The organism is Enterobacter quasimori, from assembly GCF_018597345.1.
GTDB lineage: Bacteria > Pseudomonadota > Gammaproteobacteria > Enterobacterales > Enterobacteriaceae > Enterobacter > Enterobacter mori.
Genome location: NZ_JAHEVU010000004.1, coordinates 429314 through 448652, shown reverse-complemented (window position 1 = coordinate 448652; position 19339 = coordinate 429314). Strand labels below are relative to the sequence as shown.

Genomic DNA, 19339 nt, shown 5'->3' with positions numbered 1-19339 from the left:
ACAATTCCCGGTGTCGGGAATGAATCAACTGTCATGACTGAGGTGGAAGCAATGAGCAATAGCGAATTACGAGACCGTCTTGAAACAAGTATTCAACAGCACCGGGATGAGTATGTGGCGATAGCCAAAGATATTCACGCCCACCCTGAAACCGGCAATAACGAGTATTACGCCAGCAGCAAACTGACACCGCTGCTGGAAAAACAAGGCTTTGCCGTCACGCTTAATGTCGCCGGTCATGAAACGGCTTTTTATGCGGTGAAGGAGAGCGGCAGGCCCGGACCAACCATCGCGTTCCTGGCGGAATACGATGCGCTTATTGATATCGGGCACGCCTGTGGTCACAACATCATTGGGGTTACCAGTATTGCTGCAGCGATTGCGCTTAGCGAAACGCTGGACACGACTGGCGGCAAGGTCGTGGTACTCGGTACGCCTGCAGAAGAGGGCGGGCTGCGTGGAAAAGGCGGTCCAAACGGTAATGTGAAAGCCCGCTTCGTGGAGCATGGCTTCCTTAACGATGTCGATGTGGCATTGATGGTCCACCCCGCGGGGAAAACGCGATTGTCCGGCCCGTCACTGGCGAATAACCATCTCTACTTCCATTTCTATGGCAAACCTTCCCACGCGGGCAGCTCACCGCATAAAGGGGTGAACGCGCTGGATGCGCTGGTGTTGCTCTATAACGGTATCAGCGTTCTACGTCAGCAACTGCCGGATGGCATCCGCGTTCACGGCATTATCACCAACGGCGGTCAGGCTCCGAATGTGATCCCGGAGTATGCGTCGGCGCACTATTACATTCGTGCCCATACCCGTGAAGAGGTGGTTGCGCTGGAGCCTCGCATTCGCGCCATTGCGGAAGGCGTCGCGCTGGCAACCGGTACCACGGTTAAGATTGAGCATCAGATTGGGCCGCGTGATTTCAACATCAACCACACGCTGAACAGTGTACTGCTGGAAGAGCTCACCGCTGCAGGGGAGACGGTCGAGCTGAAGGAAAAAGAGGGGTTGGGCTCAACCGATGCTGGCGATATCAGCCATGCGGTACCGACAGCGCATCCTTACATCAAGATTGGCCCCGATGAACTGATTGGTCACACCGTGGCATTCCGCGAGGCCGCTAACTCAGTACAGGGCTATGACGCGCTGGTGACAGGCGCGCAGGTGCTGGCTCGAACCGGGCTGCGACTGTTAACCGATACAGCGTTGCTGCAGGAAGTGAAAGACGAATTTGCCGGGCAAACCGCCGCCACGCAAGCTGCATGACCTTAACCGGAGCACTATAACAATGAAAATGCTGTTTTCTGCCGCCGCACTCATGCTGGCGGTGGTTTTACCCCAGGGAAGTGTACAGGCCGAGAGTATCGATCGTAACGCCGTGCTGAATATTGCCTATGGAAACCGGCCTGGAACGCTGGACCCTTATCTGACGACCAATAACGCCACCTCAGACGTGGACAGGCATATTTTCGAAACGTTGTTCACCATCAACGCCAAATTTGAGCCCGTACCGGAGCTGGTGGAAAGTTACACGCTGAGTGACGATCGCAAGACCTACACCTTTGTGTTGCGTGACGGGATCCATTTTCATGACGGACAACCGCTGACTGCGGATGACGTTGTGGCTTCAATGAATCGCTGGCTGGCAGTTTCTACGCAGGGGAAAGCGAATTTGCCCGGCGTGCAGTTCAGTAAGGTGGATGATAAAACCGTCACCTTTACGCTTCCTTCCCCGTCACTGATTACGCTCAACGTGCTGGCAGACGTGAAGAACATCGCCGCTATTATGCCGAAACGCATTATTGATGAGGCCAACAGCAGCAAGAAGCCCGTGACCGAGCTCATTGGCACCGGACCTTACAAACTGGCTGATTTCAAACCCGGTGATTTTCTGCACTTAACCCGTTATGACCAATATCAGTCCCGCACGGAGCCTGCAAGCGGCCTATCGGGTCAGAAGAAAGCGGACGTTAAGGACATCTGGTTCCGCTACATTACCGATGAATCCACTCGCCTGGCCGGGGCGATGACCGGGGAATACGATCTGGTATTCCAGCTGCCGAAGGACAATATAGACACGCTCAGCAGCGTACCGGATCTGTCGCTCTTCCAGCCCAAAAGCGGCGGCTCGCTCATCACCTACCTGTTCAATAAAAACCAGGGGCCGTTTGCCAATGTGAAGCTGCGCCAGGCATTCAACCTTGCGCTTAATGTCCATCAAACGCTGCTGGCGGGCTACAGCGATCCGCGTTTCTTTAAGGAAGATCCGTCACTGGGCTTCCCTGAACAGGTGGACTGGTACAGCGAGGCCGGTAAACCTTTCTGGAATCAACATCGGCTCGACGAGGCGCGCGCGCTGGTGAAAGCCTCGGGCTACAACGGTGAAGAAGTGGTAATCATCGCCACGAAAGAATATGCAGAGTTGTATAACCTGGCGATAGTGGCTCAGCAGGTGCTGAAGCAGATTGGGGTAAAGTCACGTCTTGACGTCTACGACTGGCCGACCGTTCTGCAGCGCCGCCAGGATCCGAAAAACTTCGACCTCTGTGCGCTAGAGTTCTCCATGCGTCAGGTGCTACATCAATATCCATTCCTCGATTCTCGTGCGAAGTTTCCCGGGCTGAGTAACAACCCGGAGATCGATAACGTGCTGGATGAAATCAAGCAGGCGCCTTCATTGAAAGAGGCGAAACCGCTGGTGGATCAGCTGAACAGGTTGAGTTGGCAATATCTGCCGGTCATTGTGCTTGGCCGCACGACGCCGGATGCGGTGGCGCTAAAAGGCAATGTGAAAGGCTATCAGGATCTGATTGGCCCTATTTTATGGAACGTCAGCGTGACGAAACCCTGACGGGAGAAGGCGATGAGAAGATACCTTTTTCACCGCCTGCTGGCACTTCTGCCGGTGCTGCTGGTGGTGTCGGTAGTGGTGTTTTGCTTGATTCATCTCGCACCGGGCGATCCGGCGCTGGTGATCCTGGGGAATGATGCCAGTCCTCAGGATATTGCTGCGCTGCGCCAGCAGATGGGGCTGGATCGGCCCCTGCTGGTGCAGTTCTTCAGCTGGTTTGGCGAGATCCTGACCGGTGATTTGGGACATTCCCTGTTTTTAAATATCAGCGTTATGTCGCTATTTTTACAGCACCTGACGCCGACGCTGGCGCTGACATTCTATGCTCAGCTGATTGCGCTCATTCTGGGGCTGGCGGGGGGCGTGATAAGCGCCTGGCAACATGGCGGCATCACGGATCGCATCATTCGTATGCTGGCGACTTTTGGCATGTCGGTTCCGGGGTTTTTGCTCGGCCTCGTCCTCATCTTCTTCTTTGCCGTTCAGCTGCGCTGGTTTCCGGTGGTGGGGTATCGCTCTACCAACGATGATTTCTGGCTGAACGTCTGGTACCTAACCCTACCTGCTATCGCGCTGGGGTTGCGCATCGCCGCACTGATTGCCCGCATGACCCGTGCCGTGATGCTGGATGTATTGCAAGAGCCTTTTATCAACACTGCACGAGCAAAAGGGGTCCCGGAGTGGCTTGTGCTTTTACGGCACACGCTCAAAAACAGCCTGATCCCCATTCTGACCATCTGCGGTGAGTCCTTCGCGTCGCTGATAACCGGCACGATAGTGATCGAAAGCGTGTTCGGTATTCCCGGCGTGGGATCGCTCATTGTCGATTCGATCGAGCGGCGTGACGTGACGGTGATCCAGGGCGTGGTGCTGCTGATCACCGTTTGCTACGTGTTGATCAACCTGGCAGTGGATCTTCTGAACTATCTTGCCGATCCGCGCCTGTCCGTCGACGGAGGGGAAAAATGATTACCTACAGAAATCCGGGGCTTTTAATTTGGCCCGCCGTGCTGAGTGCCATTGTGCTGCTGTCATTTTTTGCAAGCATGATAAGCCCTTACGATCCCTACAGCCTCGATCCGTTAAGCCGATTGACCCCTCCCTCTACGGAACACTGGTTCGGCACCGATAACTTCGGGCGGGATCTCTTTGTCCGTGTGGCGCTGGCGGTGCGCGTGTCGCTTTCGGTGGGCGCAGCGGTAGCGGTGATAGCTGGTGTGACGGGGATGATCGTCGGGCTACTGTGCGCCTGGTATCGTCCGGTAGACAGGATCCTGATGCGCGTCTGTGATGGTCTTTTTGCCTTTCCGTCTTTGCTACTGGCGATCGCCATTGTCGGCGTGCTCGGACCGAATATTGCCAATGTGGTGCTGGCGCTATCGTTGGTATACGTGCCGTCGGTTGCGCGGGTGATCCGAGGTGCGGCCATGGTGGTTAAAGAGAAGAACTTTATTGAAGCCCTGCGCGCGCAGGGGGCAGGTGCCTCGCGCATTATCTGGCTGCACCTTTTGCCTAACGTGATCTCGCCATTTATCGTGCAGGTCAGTTGGGTGTTTTCGGTGGCCATTCTTACCGAAGCAGCGTTGAGCTTTCTCGGTTCTGGCGTGCCAGCCCCGATGCCAAGCCTGGGCAACTTATTACTCGAAGGAAAGGCCGTGATCTTCACCGCCTGGTGGATGACCTTCTTTCCGGGGATTGCCATTGTGTTGCTGATCCTCGGATTAAATATTATTGGCGATGACCTGCGAGACAGTGCTGACCCGGGCCTTAAACCACTGCCTCGCCGCGTGTTGCGTCTGCTTAAACAAGGAGGACGCCATGGCTGAAGCCTTACTTGAGGTTAATAACCTTGAGGTTACATTCGCGACGAGAATGGGCGTTGTCTCTCCGGTGCGCGGCGTTTCTTTTCGGGTAAACACCCATGAAACTCTCGGCATCATCGGGGAATCAGGCTGCGGCAAGAGTGTGACTGCTCAGGCGTTAATGGGACTGCTTTCATCCCGCACCAGCCGGGTCAAGGGTGAGGTCATTCTGGGGGGGAAGGCGCTGCACTCGCTGTCGGCAAAAGTACGTCGTCAACGGAGTGGACGAGAGATGGCGATGATTTTTCAGGATCCGCTCGCCAGCCTTAATCCGGTGATGACCATTGGTGCTCAAATTGATGAAAGCCTGCGGCTGCATACCTATTTGAAACGCGCCCAGCGTCAGCAGAAAACGATCGGCTTGTTGGCCCAGGTTGGTATTACCGATCCTGCCCGCTGCGCCAATGCCTGGCCGCATGAGCTTTCAGGCGGAATGCGTCAGCGCGTGATGATCGCCATGGCGATTGCGACCTCTCCTTCGCTGCTGATTGCTGACGAACCGACTACAGCGCTGGATGCCACCATTCAGGCGCAGATCCTCGATTTACTCGACGGACTTAAGCAGCAAACGGGCATGGGGATTGTCATCATTACCCACGATTTAAGCGTCGTGGCGCGGCTTTGCCAGCGCGTTGTCGTACTGTATGCCGGACAGGTTGTGGAAGAGACTGATGTTCATACGCTCTTTGCACAACCGCGCCATCCTTATACCCGTGCGCTGCTGGCTGCTCGTCCTTCGGCGGATCATCCTCCCAAAACACCGCTGGCCGAAATCAGTGGTCAGGTACCTTCATTGCATGCATTTCCTTCAGGATGTAGCTACGCCGATCGCTGCCCGCTGGCGCAACCTCGCTGCCGCACGCAGGCCCCCGAGCTGCAGACGGTGGGATACAAGGCACAGCAGGTTCGCTGCTGGCGGGCCGAGGAGACAGGAGCGGCTGGATGACGATACCCTTATTAAGCGTGAACAATTTGTCGAAAATATTCCATCACCGTGGGCAGAAGGTGCATGCGGTGGATAACGTCAGCTTTACCCTGAACGCAGGTGAAACCTGGGCGCTGGTCGGTGAGTCCGGCAGCGGTAAGAGCACCATCGGCCGTCTTGTGCTGGGGCTAACCTCAGCCAATGCAGGCGACGTCGCGTTTGAAGGCCGATCGCTGACAGGACTGAATACCGCAGGATGGCGTAGCGTGCGCCGCGACATGCAGATGATTTTTCAGGATCCCCTCTCGTCGCTCGACCCTAAACGCACCGTGGGTTATAGCCTTGAAGAGCCGCTGACGATTCACGGCATAGGCAATCGAAAAGCGCAGGTTGCTCATATACTCGAGCAGGTTGGCCTGCGCCCCCAGGATGCCGCCCGTTATCCGCATGAGTTTTCTGGCGGCCAGCGTCAACGGATCGGTATTGCCCGGGCGCTGATACTGAAGCCAAAACTGATTGTTTGCGATGAGCCGGTTTCAGCGCTTGATGTCTCCATTCAGTCACAGATCCTGAATTTGCTTATGCAGTTACAGAAGGAGCATGGGCTGGCATATCTCTTTATTTCCCACGATCTCAACGTTGTCAGGCACATAGCGGACAGGGTCGGGGTGATGTACCGGGGATCGCTGGTTGAACAGGGCGAGACGGCGCAGCTTTTTAGTGCGCCTCAGCATGAGTATACGCGCTATCTTCTGGATGCCATTTTGCCCGCTCATCCCGTAAAGGAGGAGGAAACGCGCGTGGTGGCCAATGGGTAAAACTGTCAGGGTCGATTTGAACGCCGGGTCGGTTATAATAGGCGCAAGCGATTTCTATCACGACCCAATTTAACCCGGCGCACACCGCCTAAAATGAGTAAGTTCAATGAGTGAAATGATTTACGGCATCCACGCGGTGCAGGCCCTTCTCGAGCGCGCACCGGAGCGTTTTCAGGAAGTCTTTATTCTGAAAGGGCGTGAAGATAAGCGTCTGATGCCGCTGATCCACGCGCTGGAAGCGCAGGGCGTGGTGATCCAGCTGGCGAACCGCCAGTTCCTGGATGAGAAAAGTGAAGGTGCGGTGCACCAGGGCATTATTGCGCGCGTGAAGCCGGGCCGTCAGTATCAGGAAAACGATCTGCCGGATCTGATTGCCGAACTGGATAACCCGTTCTTCCTGATCCTCGATGGCGTTACCGATCCGCACAACCTCGGTGCCTGCCTGCGTAGCGCCGATGCGGCGGGCGTACACGCGGTGATTGTGCCGAAAGATCGCTCCGCACAGCTGAACGCGACGGCGAAGAAAGTGGCCTGCGGCGCGGCGGAAAACGTTCCGCTGATCCGCGTGACCAACCTGGCGCGCACCATGCGTCTGCTGCAGGAAGAGAACATCTGGATCGTCGGTACCGCCGGTGAAGCGGATCACACTCTGTACCAGAGCAAAATGACCGGCCGTCTGGCGCTGGTGATGGGGGCGGAAGGCGAAGGTATGCGTCGTCTGACCCGCGAGCACTGCGACGAGCTGATCAGCATCCCGATGGCGGGCAGCGTGTCGTCCCTGAACGTGTCCGTTGCGACGGGCATCTGCCTGTTTGAAGCGGTGCGTCAGCGAGGGTAGCCTGTTGTGCCGGGTGGCGGCTTCGCCTTACCCGGCCTACAAAGGCACGGTACCGTAGGCCCGGTAAGCGCAGCGCCACCGGGCATTAACCTCACTCCTCCAGCGACCGTAAATGGTCATCCTTTCTCAGCGTCATCAGCGCAAAGATACTCACCACCGCCGTTGCCATCACGTAATACGCCGGAATATCCAGGTTGCCCGTCTGCTTAATCAGCCCGGTAATAATCAGCCCTGCACATCCCGAGAAAATCGCGTTCGACAAAGAGTAGGCCAGCCCCAGCCCCGTATAGCGCACGCGCGTTGGGAACATCTCTGAAAGCATCGCCGGGCCTGGTCCTGCCAGCATCCCGACCAGACCACCCGCAATCAGTACCACAACGGCCTTCACCGCCAGCGTGCTGGACTCCGCCTGCAGGATTTTCAGCAGCGGCAGGGCGAGGATCAGCAAAAGCGCGGTGGCGATAATCATCACCGTGCGGCGCCCGATCCGGTCGCTCAGGATCCCCGACGGAATAATGGTCAGCGCAAACCCAACGTTCGAAATCACCGCGATCAACAGCGCCTGGTTAAACCCGGTGTGCAGCGCCGACTGCAGATAGGTCGGCATAATCACCAGGTAGGTATACCCCGCTGCAGACCAGACCATCACGCGGCCAATCCCCATCACGATGGCCCGGAGCGTGGCGGCTGTGTCCGCCTGAGCGACAGCCGGTTTATCCTGCTGCTGCACAAAGCTGGGCGTCTCTTCCATACTGACACGAAGCCACAGCGCAACGACGCCCATAGGCAGCGCCAGGAAGAAAGGAATGCGCCAGCCCCAGTCGTGGAGGGCTTCCGGCGTGAGGAGGGCGGAGAGCAGCGCCACGATGCCTGCGCCTGCCAGCAATCCCAGCGCTACGGTGAAGGATTGCCACGCGCCGTACAGGCCGCGCTTGCCGCGCGGGGCGAACTCCGTCATCAGCGAGACCGCACCGCCGTACTCGCCCCCCGCGAACAGCCCCTGCAGGATGCGAAGCAGCGTAATAATGAGCGGCGCGGCAATACCGATGCTGGCGTAGACCGGCACAATGCCGATGGCGGCGGTAGCGAGCGTCATCAGCACCAGCACAATGATTAGCGTCGGCTTACGGCCAATCCGGTCGCCGATGCGGCCAAACACCACCGCACCCAGCGGGCGGAAGAAGAAGGCGATAGCAAACGAGGCATAGGTGAGGATCAGGCTGGTAAGCCCCGCTTCTCCTTCAAGCTGGAAGAAGTTTTTCGCAATGACGGTCGCCAGAAAACCGTAGACCGCAAACTCATACCACTCGATAAAGTTGCCAATGGAGCCTGCAATTAATGCACGCTTGTGCGCGTCCCGTTGCATAACGATCCTCACTGAAAGGGATAAGAATAAATTATTCAACAAAAGCGAAGTGATGAAATAGTTTATTCTTATGTTATGTGAGCTATTTCACGAATGATATCAGCGGGATCGTGAACGTGTGATTCCCCTCCCATGCAGCGTGCGCGCGGTCTGTCCATACTTATCGTCATTGCCACTGAAGGAGGGAGACAGCATGCACTGGCAGACCCACACCGTTTTCAATCAACCGGCACCGCTTTCCAACAGCAACCTTTTCCTCTCGGACTGCGCCCTGCGCGATGCGGTTACGCGTGAAGGCGCCGAGTGGGATATCGAACTCCTCGCCAGCATTGGCCAGCAGCTGGGTACGGCGGAATCACTGGAGCTGGGCAGGCTGGCAAACGTCAACCCGCCCGAGCTGTTACGCTATGACGCCTCGGGGGAGCGGCTGGACGACGTGCGTTTTCATCCTGCATGGCATCTGCTGATGCAGGGGCTGTGCGCCAACCGCGTGCATAACCTGGCGTGGGAAGAGGAGGCGCGTAAAGGGTCGTTTGTCGCTCGGGCCGCGCGCTTTGTGCTGCATGCTCAGGTGGAGGCGGGCACGCTGTGCCCTGTCACCATGACGTTCGCCGCTACGCCGCTGCTGCAGCAGGCGCTCCCCAAACCCTTTCACGACTGGCTCACGCCGCTGCTCAGCGATCGCTACGATCCGCATCTTGCCCCCGGCGCGCAAAAGCGCGGCCTGCTGATCGGTATGGGGATGACGGAAAAGCAGGGCGGCTCAGACGTGCTGAGCAACACCACCAAAGCGGAAAAATGCAGCGACGGCAGCTACCGGCTGGTGGGGCATAAATGGTTTTTCTCCGTGCCGCAAAGCGATGCACATCTGGTGCTGGCCCAGGCTAAGGGCGGGCTATCCTGCTTTTTTGTGCCGCGCTTTTTACCCGACGGACAACGCAACGCCGTCCGCCTGGAACGCCTCAAGGACAAGCTCGGGAACCGCTCTAACGCCAGCAGCGAGGCGGAATTCCTCGATGCCTCCGGCTGGTTGTTGGGGGAAGAAGGTGAAGGGGTACGGCAGATACTCAAAATGGGCGGTCTGACGCGCTTCGACTGCGCGCTGGGCAGCCACGGACTCATGCGCCGGGCGCTGTCCGTGGCGCTTTATCATGCCCATCAGCGGCAAACCTTCGGTAAAAATCTTATCGACCAGCCGATAATGCGTGAGGTGTTAAGCCGGATGGCGCTGGTGCTGGAGGGGCACACGGCGCTGCTGTTCCGCCTGGCCCGCGCGTGGGACAAGCGTGCCGATCCGCAAGAAGCTGCCTGGGCGCGGCTCTTCACTCCGGCGGCGAAATTTAGCGTGTGCAAAGCGGGCATCCCGTTTGTCGCGGAGGCGATGGAAGTGCTGGGTGGGATCGGATATTGCGAAGAGAGCGAACTTCCCCGTCTGTACCGTGAAATGCCGGTCAACAGCATCTGGGAAGGGTCAGGCAATATTATGTGCCTGGACGTGCTGCGCGTGCTGGTGAAGCAGCCGGGTATCCACGACCTGCTTGCCGATGAGTTTGCGCAGGTAAAAGGGCAGGACAGACACTTCGACCGCAGCTGGCGACAGCTGCAGCAAAAACTGCGTAAGCCGCAGGAGGCGCAGGGCAGGGAGATTGCTCAACAGCTCTTTTTACTGGGTGCCGGAAGCCAGATGCTGCGACACGCCTCACCGCCCGTGGCGCAGGCGTGGTGCCGCATGATGCTGGATACCCGTGGCGGAACGCTAATGAGCGAGCAGGTGCAAAATGACCTGCTGCTGCGCGCCACGGGCAGAGTCGGTTAGCCTTTTAGCTGGAACAGGCTGACCAGTTGGGTGAGGTGTGAGCCTTTCTCGCGCAGCGTGTGTGCGGTCTGCTCGCTGCGCGAGACGCGGTCGGCGTTGATGTGCGACGCTTCGCCAATGTGCGTCATGGCAAGATTCACCTGCCCAATCCCTGCTGATTGTTCGCGGGAAGCGTGGTTGATCTCGGTAACCAGCTGGCTGATGTTATCGATATGAACAATGATGGCGTCCATAGCCAGACGCGTCTTTTCTGACAGCGCGTGGCCTTCGCTTACCTTGTTCAGCGTATCGCCAATCAGGTGTTCAATCTCCTTCACCGCGTTGGCACTGCGTGCCGCCAGGGCGCGAACCTCCTGCGCCACCACGGCGAAGCCTTTGCCATGTTCGCCCGCGCGAGCCGCTTCGACCGCCGCATTCAGCGCCAGGATATTGGTCTGGAACGCGATGGACTCAATCACGCGGGTAATGTCCTCAATGCGTTTAGAGGCATCGCGGATGTCGTCCATGGTCGACACCGCGTGGGTGACCGTTTCGCCGCCCTGATGAACCGCGAGCGAGGTTTCACCCACCAGCTGCTGCGTTTGCTCCATGTTGGCGGCATTTTGCTGCACGGTGGCGGCCAGCTGCTCCATGCTGGCGGAAGTCTCTTCCACGCTGCTGGCCTGCTTGTTGATCTGCTCCGAGATTTCTCCGGTGTCAGAAGCCAGCGCATTGGTGCCCAAATGGATCTCGCCCGCGGCCTCACGCACCTGCAGGACAATTTTTTGCAGCCCATCGCCAATACCGTTGATGGCATCAACCAGCTGGCCGACCTCATCCTGACGCGTTACGGGCAGGCTGGCGCGCAGATCGCCTGCGGCATACTGGCGGGCCAGCTCGATCACGTTACGCAGCGGGCGGGTCAGCATCCGGCGAATGAGCATCACAAACAGGCCCGCGAAGAGCACGGAAATCACCACGCCCGCCAGCAGGAACCGGTCACGCATGGCGTTGACGCTTGCGAGAAGGACCGATTTATCCACTTCACCCACGATGGTCCAGTTCCAGCCCGGCAGCGGCGTATAGGCCATTTTCAGCGTGCGGCCGTCGTCGCTTACGCGTTCCAGCGTGCCGGAGGCATCGCTCAGCAGCTGCTGTTGGGTGGCGCTGTCCCACTTCGGCAGTTGCCCCTCTTCACTGCCGTGAAACAGGAACTGCCCGCGCGTTTTACCGTTGCTGCGATCCAGCACATAGAAGTGCCCGCTCTCGCCCAGCCGACGGTTGAGGATTTTCTCTCGCATAACGTTCCATGAGTGTGTGATATCTACCCCAACAAAGATGATCCCAATAACCTGGCCTTCACCATTCTTAACCGGCTGGTACTGGGTGATATAGCGTTTACCAAACAGCAGCGCCAGGCCACGGTAAACCTCGCCCCTGGTAACGGCAGCAAACGCCGGGCTGGTGGTATCCAGAAGGGTTCCCATCGCCCGGTCGCCATTCTCCTTGCGCAGAGAGGTGGCAACGCGAATAAAGTCGTTACCGCTGCGCACGAACAGCGTGGAGATTGCGCCCGTACGGTTCAGAAAGTCGTCAGAAAAAGCATTGTTTTCATGCAGTTCAGATTCACCGCCTTTCAGCAAAGGCACATTGATCCCGCTAATGGTACGGGTCTGACTCGTATCGACCGTAAATGGCTGAGGCAGGAAAGTGGTAAACAGTCGGGTATAGCTTTCGACCTCTTCGCTCAGACTGGTATTAAACATCTGCACCATATCGACCATGCCGGTGGACTGGTTATGCAAATCTTCGACGGCAAGATCTTCAAGCTGCTGGCTGGCTTTATGGCTGAGCAGAAAAGTGAAAAGCAGAAACAGAATGGCGACACTCATACCGGTCAGCAGCGATAGCTTAGTGCCCAGACCCGCACGGCGGAAAGAATTGATCATAAATTGCTCATCATTGAAAAGGTATGCCTGTTCAACGGCAGAGCAGCGATAACATTTATGCTATTAATGTAACAAAATGTTATTTGTTTGTTTTTGGGTGGTTTTGAAAAAGATAAAAGATTTGCAAAAACGAAAAGCCACTAAAATTAAGTGGCTTTTATCAGGAGGGGCTAAACATAGAGGATGGCTTGTACCCGCCAATGATCGACATGGTTATCTTCCTGCATCTGGATGATGCGATACCAGGAAGCGCCTTGTTCATCGGCTTTTAATGCAACGACACGTTCAACGTCTTGCGGGCTCCCCGAAATGTTATTCACGGAGATTTGGCCTATTTCATTCAGACCAGTCACGCAATCAGCACTGGCGAATTCAGCTGATTGTGCGGTTGTGCTCACAAGGCCTGCTGAGAGCAACAGTGTGGTCAAGGCAAGAGTTCGTTTCATCGTCAGCTCCATTTCACATGTCTCCGGTATCCGCCGGGCAATCCTTCGCAAATAAACTCACTTCCATTGGTGCAGGCATGGAGTTTATTGTGGACAGGAAAATGTCTATGGACGCAAAGCAGTGTAAATGTCGTTCAAACGATCGCCATTATTTACGGTACAAAATCGCCTGAGAGTACCACTGTCCCGTAATGATGGTTTCGTCGATCATAATGATGACGTAATAATCTGCTTTGGCGGCGGCGGCTTGTGCTTCAATAGAGGCTTCCGCGTCATCCGGGGAACCGCGCACCAACGCAGAGACAGTGCCCATTCGCTGTAATCCTTCCGTCTGATTACGACGAATCTCCTGTGGGTGATCGGTGACCGGCGGAGCGGGTTGCGGTGTTCCCTGCAGCGCGCTACAGCCACTGAGCAGAAACACAAACAATAAAGCAGCAAACCTGCGCATAACCATATCTCGTTTCCTGATAGCCATAGTGTAGTTGCCTGTCAGTTTAGTTTTGGGGGAATGTTCCCGAAGTGTTATCTGAGGCGAAGATTTCGAATGAAAATATCCAGAAACCGTAATCCAGCTCTCAAACATTATGAATCATTCATCAGTACAGGACCGACAATGATTGAACTCGAAACGCGGCGCCTTGGCGATTGCGAAATATTACATGCTTTCCCTACCGGAAAAAGTGAGCAGCCACTGCCCGTTGTGGTTTTTTATCATGGGTTTACCTCGTCAAAACTGGTTTATAGCTATTTTGCCGTGGCGCTGGCGCAGGCTGGATTCCGCGTTGTTATGCCGGATGCTCCGGATCATGGCGCGCGATTTTCGGGCAACGAGCAGGCGCGGCTCGGCCAGTTCTGGCAAATCTTGCACGGTAGCCTGACGGAATTCGCAGGGCTGCGCGATGCGCTGTTTGAAGCCGGGCTGGTGGAGAAGGATCGCCTGGCGGTCGCTGGGGCTTCAATGGGGGGGATGACGGCGCTGGGGATCATGACGCATCATCCGGAGGTGAAATCCGTCGCTTGTCTGATGGGATCGGGCTACTTCACTTCGCTCTCGAAGACGCTGTTTCCCTCGCAGAACCCAGAAGATATCGAAGCGGCGCTGGCGGAGTGGGACGTCACCCATGCGTTACCGCACCTGGCCAATCGCCCGCTGCTGCTGTGGCACGGCGATGCGGATGATGTGGTTCCGCCTGAAGGAACTTTCCGTTTACAGCAGTCGTTAAAGAATGAAGGGCTGGACGGCAATTTAACCTGCCTTTGGGAGGCGGGGGTTCGTCACCGTATTACGCCGACGGCGCTGGATGCCACGGTGAGCTTTTTCCGCCAGCACCTTTAAACCCGAAGAATTTTGACCCCTTGATCTTCCAGCTTCTGGAGGATCTCCGGGTTGGCATTTTTACCGGTGATCACCATGTCGATTTGCTCGGCACGGCTGAACAGCATGCCTGCGCGCTCGCCCACTTTGCTGCTGTCGACCAGCACAACAAGCTTGCCTACCACGTTAAGCATGTTTTGCTCCGCCATGGCGGTCAGCATATCGGTTTTATACAGCCCATCCGTGGTCAGGCCTTTACCGCTGGTGAACATCCAGTGTCCGGCGTAGAGGCTATTTTCACTGTCCTGTGGGCTGAGCGTAATGGACTGGCTCTTATTATACTGACCGCCCATAATCACTACGCTTTCATGCTCCTGGTCAATAAGATAGTTGGCCAGCGGCAAATAGTTAGTGATGATTTGCACCGGTTTACCGCACATCTCCCGCCCCAGTAAAAACGCCGTGGAGCCGCAGTTGATCACGACGCTTTCGCCAGGGTTGACCAGCTGTGATGCTGTTCTGGCAATCCGCACTTTTTCATCGTGGTTCTGCGCCTGATGAATGTTCATCGGCGTCCAGCGCTGACGCTGCTGGCTAATGGCTTCCGCACCGTTACGGACTTTTTTCAGCTTGCCGCTTTCATCCAGCTTGTTGATGTCCCGTCGGGCGGTCGCCGGAGAAATACCTAATCGTTCGATCACTTTCTCAACGGTGATAAACCCGGTTTGCGCCAGGAGTTCCAGTAAAATTTGATGTCGTTGCGCTTCCGTCATGAGCTATTCCGATAAGAATTGATTTGAAAAGATGATATTTGAAATAGCGTGAAATTACTAAAATAAATATGACATCGCCAGACACAAGGTCTGGCGATTTGACTTCACAATCAGAGGAAGGACTTGAACGGCAGGTCAGGCTCAATGGTGAAGCAATCATCGAAACCACGTGGGTAGTGATATTCAAGATTGTCCTTGTCCAGTGGCCAGGTGAACTTACCGCCGACCTGCCAGATGAACGGCTTGAAGCCATACTTCAGGCGGTCTTTTTTCATTTCCCACAGCACGCGGATTTCCTGCGGGTCTGCCTGGAAGTTTGACCAGATATCATGGTGGAACGGAATCACCACTTTGGTGTTCAGCGCTTCCGCCATGCGCAGCATATCGGCGCTGGTCATTTTGTCGGTGATGCCGCGCGGGTTCTCACCGTAGGAGCCCAGCGCGACGTCGATCTGGTGCTCGTTACCGTGCTTCGCATAGTAGTTGGAGTAGTGGGAGTCACCGCTGTGGTACAGAGAACCGCCAGGGGTTTTGAACAGGTAGTTTACCGCACGCTCGTCCATACCATCTGGCAGTACGCCTGCAGCTTTCTGATCGGCAGGCAGGGTGATCAATGCTGTACGGTCAAAGGCGTCCAGCGCGTGGATTTCAATGTCTTTAATTTTCACTACGTCGCCAGGCTTCATCACGATGCAGCGCTCTTTCGGCACGCCCCAGCCGATCCACAGATCCACGCAGGTCTGCGGCCCAATGAACGGCACATCGTCCGCGCAGTTTTGCATCACCGCTGCCGCCACGTTCACGTCAATATGATCGTTGTGATCGTGGGTAGAGAGCACGGCGTCGATCTGGCGAATGGCAAACGGATCGAGCACAAACGGCGTGGTACGCAGGTTCGGCTGCAGTTTTTCCACGCCCGCCATGCGCTGCATCTGGTGGCCCTTTTTCATCAATGGGTTGCCGTGGCTCTGCTTGCCGGTGCCGCACCAGAAATCGACGCAGATATTGGCACCGCCTTCTGATTTCAGCCAGATACCGGTGCAGCCCAGCCACCACATCGCAAAGGTACCAGGAGCAACCTGTTCCTGCTCGATCTCTTCATTCAGCCAGCTGCCCCATTCCGGGAAGGTGCTCAGAATCCATGACTCACGGGTGATGGTGTTCACTTTACTCATCGTTTTGACTCCTGGTTTAATCAAAAGTAATCACAATGTGATTTGTTGTGATTAATGCTGGCATCATTTGATGCGTTTTGCAATGGCGAAAATGCGGAATTTTATCCGTTCAACTTCACATACTCTCCGCTTCTTACTTGTTATAGTAGTACGCATAACTCATTAATTTGATGAATTATAAGGATTAATTTGTTTCCATGGTGCGGTAGTGAAAATCATTATTAACTGCATGGAAATAAATTGCGTGATACGTCACAAATAATCAAATGCAATCTTGTGGTGATTATTTGTGATTAATAGAGTGATGGCACCAACCGCACAGGGATTACCCCTCGTGTTCTCATTTTTGGAGAGAGTTATGGAGATCCTCTACAACGTCTTTACCGTGTTCTTTAATCAGGTAATGACCAACGCCCCGCTGCTGCTGGGTATCGTGACGTGTCTGGGCTATATCCTGCTGCGCAAAAGCGTCAGCGTGATTATTAAAGGCACCATCAAAACCATTATCGGTTTCATGCTGTTACAGGCGGGGTCTGGCATTCTGACCAGCACCTTTAAGCCGGTCGTCGCCAAAATGTCGGAAGTGTATGGCATTAACGGCGCTATCTCTGATACCTACGCATCCATGATGGCGACCATTGAACGCATGGGTGATGCCTATAGCTGGGTGGGGTATGCAGTGCTGCTCGCCCTGGCGCTGAACATCATCTACGTTCTCCTGCGCCGCATTACCGGCATTCGCACCATCATGCTCACCGGACACATCATGTTCCAGCAGGCGGGGCTGATCGCGGTTTCTCTCTATATCTTCGGTTACCCAATGTGGACCACGATTATCTGCACCGCGGTGCTGGTCTCGCTCTACTGGGGTATCACCTCCAACATGATGTACAAGCCGACTCAGGAAGTGACGGACGGCTGCGGTTTCTCCATCGGCCATCAGCAGCAGTTTGCCTCCTGGATTGCCTATAAAGTTGCGCCGTACCTGGGCAAAAAAGAAGAGAGCGTTGAAGACCTCAAGCTGCCTGGCTGGCTGAATATCTTCCACGACAACATCGTTTCTACCGCGATTGTGATGACCATCTTCTTCGGCGCCATTTTGCTCTCCTTCGGCATTGACGTCGTTCAGGCGATGGCGGGTAAAACCCACTGGACGGTCTATATCCTGCAGACCGGCTTCTCCTTCGCGGTGGCCATTTTCATCATCACTCAGGGCGTGCGTATGTTTGTCGCCGAACTGTCGGAAGCCTTCAACGGTATTTCCCAGCGCCTGATCCCAGGCGCGGTGCTGGCGATTGACTGTGCGGCCATCTACAGCTTCGCGCCAAACGCGGTGGTCTGGGGCTTTATGTGGGGCACCATCGGCCAGCTGATTGCGGTAGGCATCCTGGTCGGCTGCGGCTCCTCAATCCTGATTATTCCTGGCTTTATCCCGATGTTCTTCTCCAACGCCACCATCGGCGTCTTCGCTAACCACTTCGGCGGCTGGCGCGCGGCGCTCAAGATCTGCCTGGTCATGGGCATGGTGGAAATCTTTGGCTGCGTGTGGGCGGTGAAGCTCACCGGTATGAGCGCCTGGATGGGCATGGCGGACTGGTCAATTCTGGCACCGCCGATGATGCAGGGCTTTGCCTCCGTCGGACTGGTCTTTATGGCCGTCATCATCCTGATTGCTCTGGCTTATATGTTCTTCGCTGGCCGTTCGCTGCGAACCGAAGAAGATGCGGAAAAACAAACAGCAGAAGTCTCTGCTCATTAAGGAGTTTCGATTATGACCGTACGTATCCTGGCTGTGTGTGGTAATGGGCAAGGCAGCTCCATGATCATGAAGATGAAAGTGGACCAGTTTTTAACCCAGTCCAACATCGACCACACGGTGAACAGCTGCGCAGTGGGTGAATACAAAAGTGAGCTGAACGGCGCCGACATCATCATCGCCTCTACTCATATCGCCGGCGAAATCAGCGTGTCGGGCAATAAATACGTGGTGGGCGTGCGCAACATGCTTTCGCCTGCGGATTTCGGACCAAAACTGCTGGAAGTGATCAAAGAGCACTTCCCTCAAGACGTGAAGTAAGGACGAAACATGAAACTACGTGATTCGCTGGCAGAGAATAACTCCATCCTTTTACAGGCTGAGGCCAGCACCTGGCAGGAGGCGGTGAAGCTGAGCGTGGATCTGCTGGTTAAGGCTGACGTTGTCGAGCCGCGTTACTACCAGGCCATTCTTGATGGCGTGGCGCAGCACGGCCCTTACTTTGTGATTGCGCCAGGCCTGGCCATGCCGCACGGCCGCCCTGAAGAGGGCGTCAAGAAAACCGGCTTTGCCCTTGTGACGCTGAAAACGCCGCTGGTGTTTAACCATGAAGATAACGACCCGGTCGACATCCTGATCACCATGGCCGCCGTGGATGCCAACACCCACCAGGAGGTGGGCATCATGCAGATCGTCAATCTGTTTGATGATGAAGCCAATTTTGACCGTTTACGCGCCTGCCGTACCGAGCAGGAAGTGCTGGATTTAATTGATAACGCCACTGCGGCGGCAGTCTAAGAGGAATTGAATATGTCATTACCAATGTTGCAGGTTGCGCTGGATAACCAAACGTTGTCCCACGCTTACGAAACTACCCGTCTGATCGCGGAAGAAGTGGACATCATCGAAGTGGGCACTATTCTGTGCGTGGGTGAGGGCGTTCGCGCCGTTCGCGACCTGAAGGCCCTATATCCGCATAAAATCGTGCTGGCGGATGCCAAGATCGCCGATGCAGGCAAAATTCTTTCCCGCATGTGCTTCGAAGCGAATGCTGACTGGGTCACCGTGATCTGCTGTGCAGATATCAACACCGCGAAAGGCGCGCTGGACGTGGCAAAAGAGTTTAACGGCGACGTGCAGATTGAACTGACCGGCTTCTGGACCTGGGAGCAGGCGCAGGAGTGGCGTGACGCGGGCATTCAGCAGGTGGTTTACCATCGCAGCCGTGATGCGCAGGCTGCAGGCGTGGCGTGGGGTGAAGCGGATATCAGCGCGATCAAACGTCTGGCGGATATGGGCTTCAAAGTCACCGTCACCGGCGGTCTGGCGCTGGAAGATCTGCCGCTGTTCAAGGGCATTCCGATTCACGTCTTTATTGCCGGTCGCAGCATTCGTGATGCGGCGTCTCCGGTGGAAGCGGCGCGTCAGTTCAAACGCTCAATCGCTCAGCTTTGGGGCTAAGGA

The 19339-nt window shown here is 55.9% G+C and carries 19 protein-coding genes; 13 read left to right on the top strand and 6 right to left on the bottom strand.

Going from position 1 to position 19339, the window contains the following annotated elements; genetic code table 11:
* The first annotated feature begins 51 nt into the window (after positions 1–51).
* The 7 genes from KK102_RS17750 (at position 52) to rlmB (ending at position 7297) form a co-directional block, all read left to right on the top strand.
* Complete coding sequence (locus KK102_RS17750) at positions 52–1269, top strand: M20 family metallopeptidase (protein ID WP_126545648.1); 1218 nt, start codon at positions 52–54, stop codon at positions 1267–1269.
* Between the two features lie 22 nt (positions 1270–1291).
* Positions 1292–2854 carry an ABC transporter substrate-binding protein gene (locus KK102_RS17745; RefSeq protein WP_126545647.1) on the top strand — a complete coding sequence of 521 codons (1563 nt, stop codon included), beginning with the start codon at positions 1292–1294 and terminating at the stop codon, positions 2852–2854.
* Between the two features lie 12 nt (positions 2855–2866).
* Positions 2867–3823 (top strand): ABC transporter permease, encoded by a 957-nt coding sequence (locus tag KK102_RS17740; protein WP_126545646.1) that lies wholly within the window; start codon positions 2867–2869, stop codon positions 3821–3823.
* Positions 3820–4680 carry an ABC transporter permease gene (locus KK102_RS17735; protein ID WP_216358136.1) on the top strand — a complete coding sequence of 287 codons (861 nt, stop codon included), beginning with the start codon at positions 3820–3822 and terminating at the stop codon, positions 4678–4680. Before KK102_RS17740 ends, KK102_RS17735 begins: the two co-directional genes overlap by 4 nt.
* Positions 4673–5662: an ABC transporter ATP-binding protein gene (locus KK102_RS17730; protein ID WP_235843727.1), complete on the top strand. Its 990-nt coding sequence runs from the start codon at positions 4673–4675 to the stop codon at positions 5660–5662. Before KK102_RS17735 ends, KK102_RS17730 begins: the two co-directional genes overlap by 8 nt.
* Positions 5659–6459, top strand: a complete 801-nt coding sequence (locus KK102_RS17725; protein WP_126545644.1) for an ABC transporter ATP-binding protein — start codon at positions 5659–5661, stop codon at positions 6457–6459. Before KK102_RS17730 ends, KK102_RS17725 begins: the two co-directional genes overlap by 4 nt.
* A gap of 106 nt (positions 6460–6565) precedes the next feature.
* Positions 6566–7297: a 23S rRNA (guanosine(2251)-2'-O)-methyltransferase RlmB gene (gene rlmB, locus KK102_RS17720; protein ID WP_023334255.1), complete on the top strand. Its 732-nt coding sequence runs from the start codon at positions 6566–6568 to the stop codon at positions 7295–7297.
* A gap of 91 nt (positions 7298–7388) precedes the next feature.
* Here the strand turns inward: rlmB and KK102_RS17715 are convergent, their stop codons facing one another.
* On the bottom strand, positions 7389–8663 hold the full coding sequence (locus tag KK102_RS17715) for an MFS transporter (protein WP_126545643.1): 1275 nt from the start codon (positions 8661–8663) through the stop codon (positions 7389–7391).
* 193 nt (positions 8664–8856) lie between these two features.
* Between KK102_RS17715 and KK102_RS17710 the strand changes: the two genes are divergently transcribed.
* Positions 8857–10479 carry an isovaleryl-CoA dehydrogenase gene (locus KK102_RS17710; protein WP_216358135.1) on the top strand — a complete coding sequence of 541 codons (1623 nt, stop codon included), beginning with the start codon at positions 8857–8859 and terminating at the stop codon, positions 10477–10479.
* Here the strand turns inward: KK102_RS17710 and KK102_RS17705 are convergent.
* The 3 genes from KK102_RS17705 to bsmA form a co-directional block, all read right to left on the bottom strand.
* Positions 10476–12407: a methyl-accepting chemotaxis protein gene (locus KK102_RS17705; RefSeq protein ID WP_216358134.1), complete on the bottom strand. Its 1932-nt coding sequence runs from the start codon at positions 12405–12407 to the stop codon at positions 10476–10478. The genes KK102_RS17710 and KK102_RS17705 overlap by 4 nt on opposite strands.
* Positions 12408–12577: 170 nt before the next feature.
* The gene (gene yjfN / locus KK102_RS17700; RefSeq protein ID WP_139157912.1) at positions 12578–12853 is read right to left on the bottom strand and encodes a DUF1471 family protease activator YjfN; all 276 of its coding nucleotides are present in this window, start codon (positions 12851–12853) and stop codon (positions 12578–12580) included.
* A 148-nt stretch (positions 12854–13001) separates the two neighbouring features.
* Positions 13002–13331, bottom strand: a complete 330-nt coding sequence (gene bsmA / locus KK102_RS17695; RefSeq protein ID WP_126545640.1) for a biofilm peroxide resistance protein BsmA — start codon at positions 13329–13331, stop codon at positions 13002–13004.
* Between the two features lie 138 nt (positions 13332–13469).
* Between bsmA and yjfP the strand changes: the two genes are divergently transcribed.
* Entirely contained in the window at positions 13470–14192 is a 723-nt protein-coding gene (gene yjfP, locus KK102_RS17690; protein ID WP_216358133.1) for an esterase, read from the top strand.
* On the opposite strand, the gene ulaR is transcribed toward yjfP, so the two are convergent.
* Both ulaR and ulaG read right to left on the bottom strand, forming a co-directional pair.
* Positions 14189–14944, bottom strand: a complete 756-nt coding sequence (gene ulaR / locus KK102_RS17685) for an HTH-type transcriptional regulator UlaR (RefSeq protein WP_216358132.1) — start codon at positions 14942–14944, stop codon at positions 14189–14191. The genes yjfP and ulaR overlap by 4 nt on opposite strands.
* 110 nt (positions 14945–15054) lie before the next feature.
* Complete coding sequence (gene ulaG, locus KK102_RS17680) at positions 15055–16119, bottom strand: L-ascorbate 6-phosphate lactonase (RefSeq protein ID WP_010427455.1); 1065 nt, start codon at positions 16117–16119, stop codon at positions 15055–15057.
* Positions 16120–16477: 358 nt separating this feature from the next.
* Here ulaG and ulaA point away from each other — a divergent pair, with 358 nt between their 5' ends.
* From ulaA to ulaD, 4 genes are read left to right on the top strand one after another with little or no spacing between them, the layout of a single operon-like run.
* A complete protein-coding gene (gene ulaA / locus KK102_RS17675) occupies positions 16478–17878 on the top strand; it encodes a PTS ascorbate transporter subunit IIC (protein ID WP_216358131.1) in 1401 nt (466 codons plus the stop codon).
* 12 nt (positions 17879–17890) lie between these two features.
* Positions 17891–18196: a PTS ascorbate transporter subunit IIB gene (ulaB, locus tag KK102_RS17670; protein ID WP_003856022.1), complete on the top strand. Its 306-nt coding sequence runs from the start codon at positions 17891–17893 to the stop codon at positions 18194–18196.
* A gap of 9 nt (positions 18197–18205) precedes the next feature.
* Positions 18206–18673, top strand: a complete 468-nt coding sequence (gene ulaC, locus KK102_RS17665; RefSeq protein ID WP_013095304.1) for a PTS ascorbate transporter subunit IIA — start codon at positions 18206–18208, stop codon at positions 18671–18673.
* Positions 18674–18685: 12 nt separating this feature from the next.
* Entirely contained in the window at positions 18686–19336 is a 651-nt protein-coding gene (gene ulaD, locus KK102_RS17660; protein WP_008502901.1) for a 3-keto-L-gulonate-6-phosphate decarboxylase UlaD, read from the top strand.
* Positions 19337–19339 lie beyond the last annotated feature (3 nt).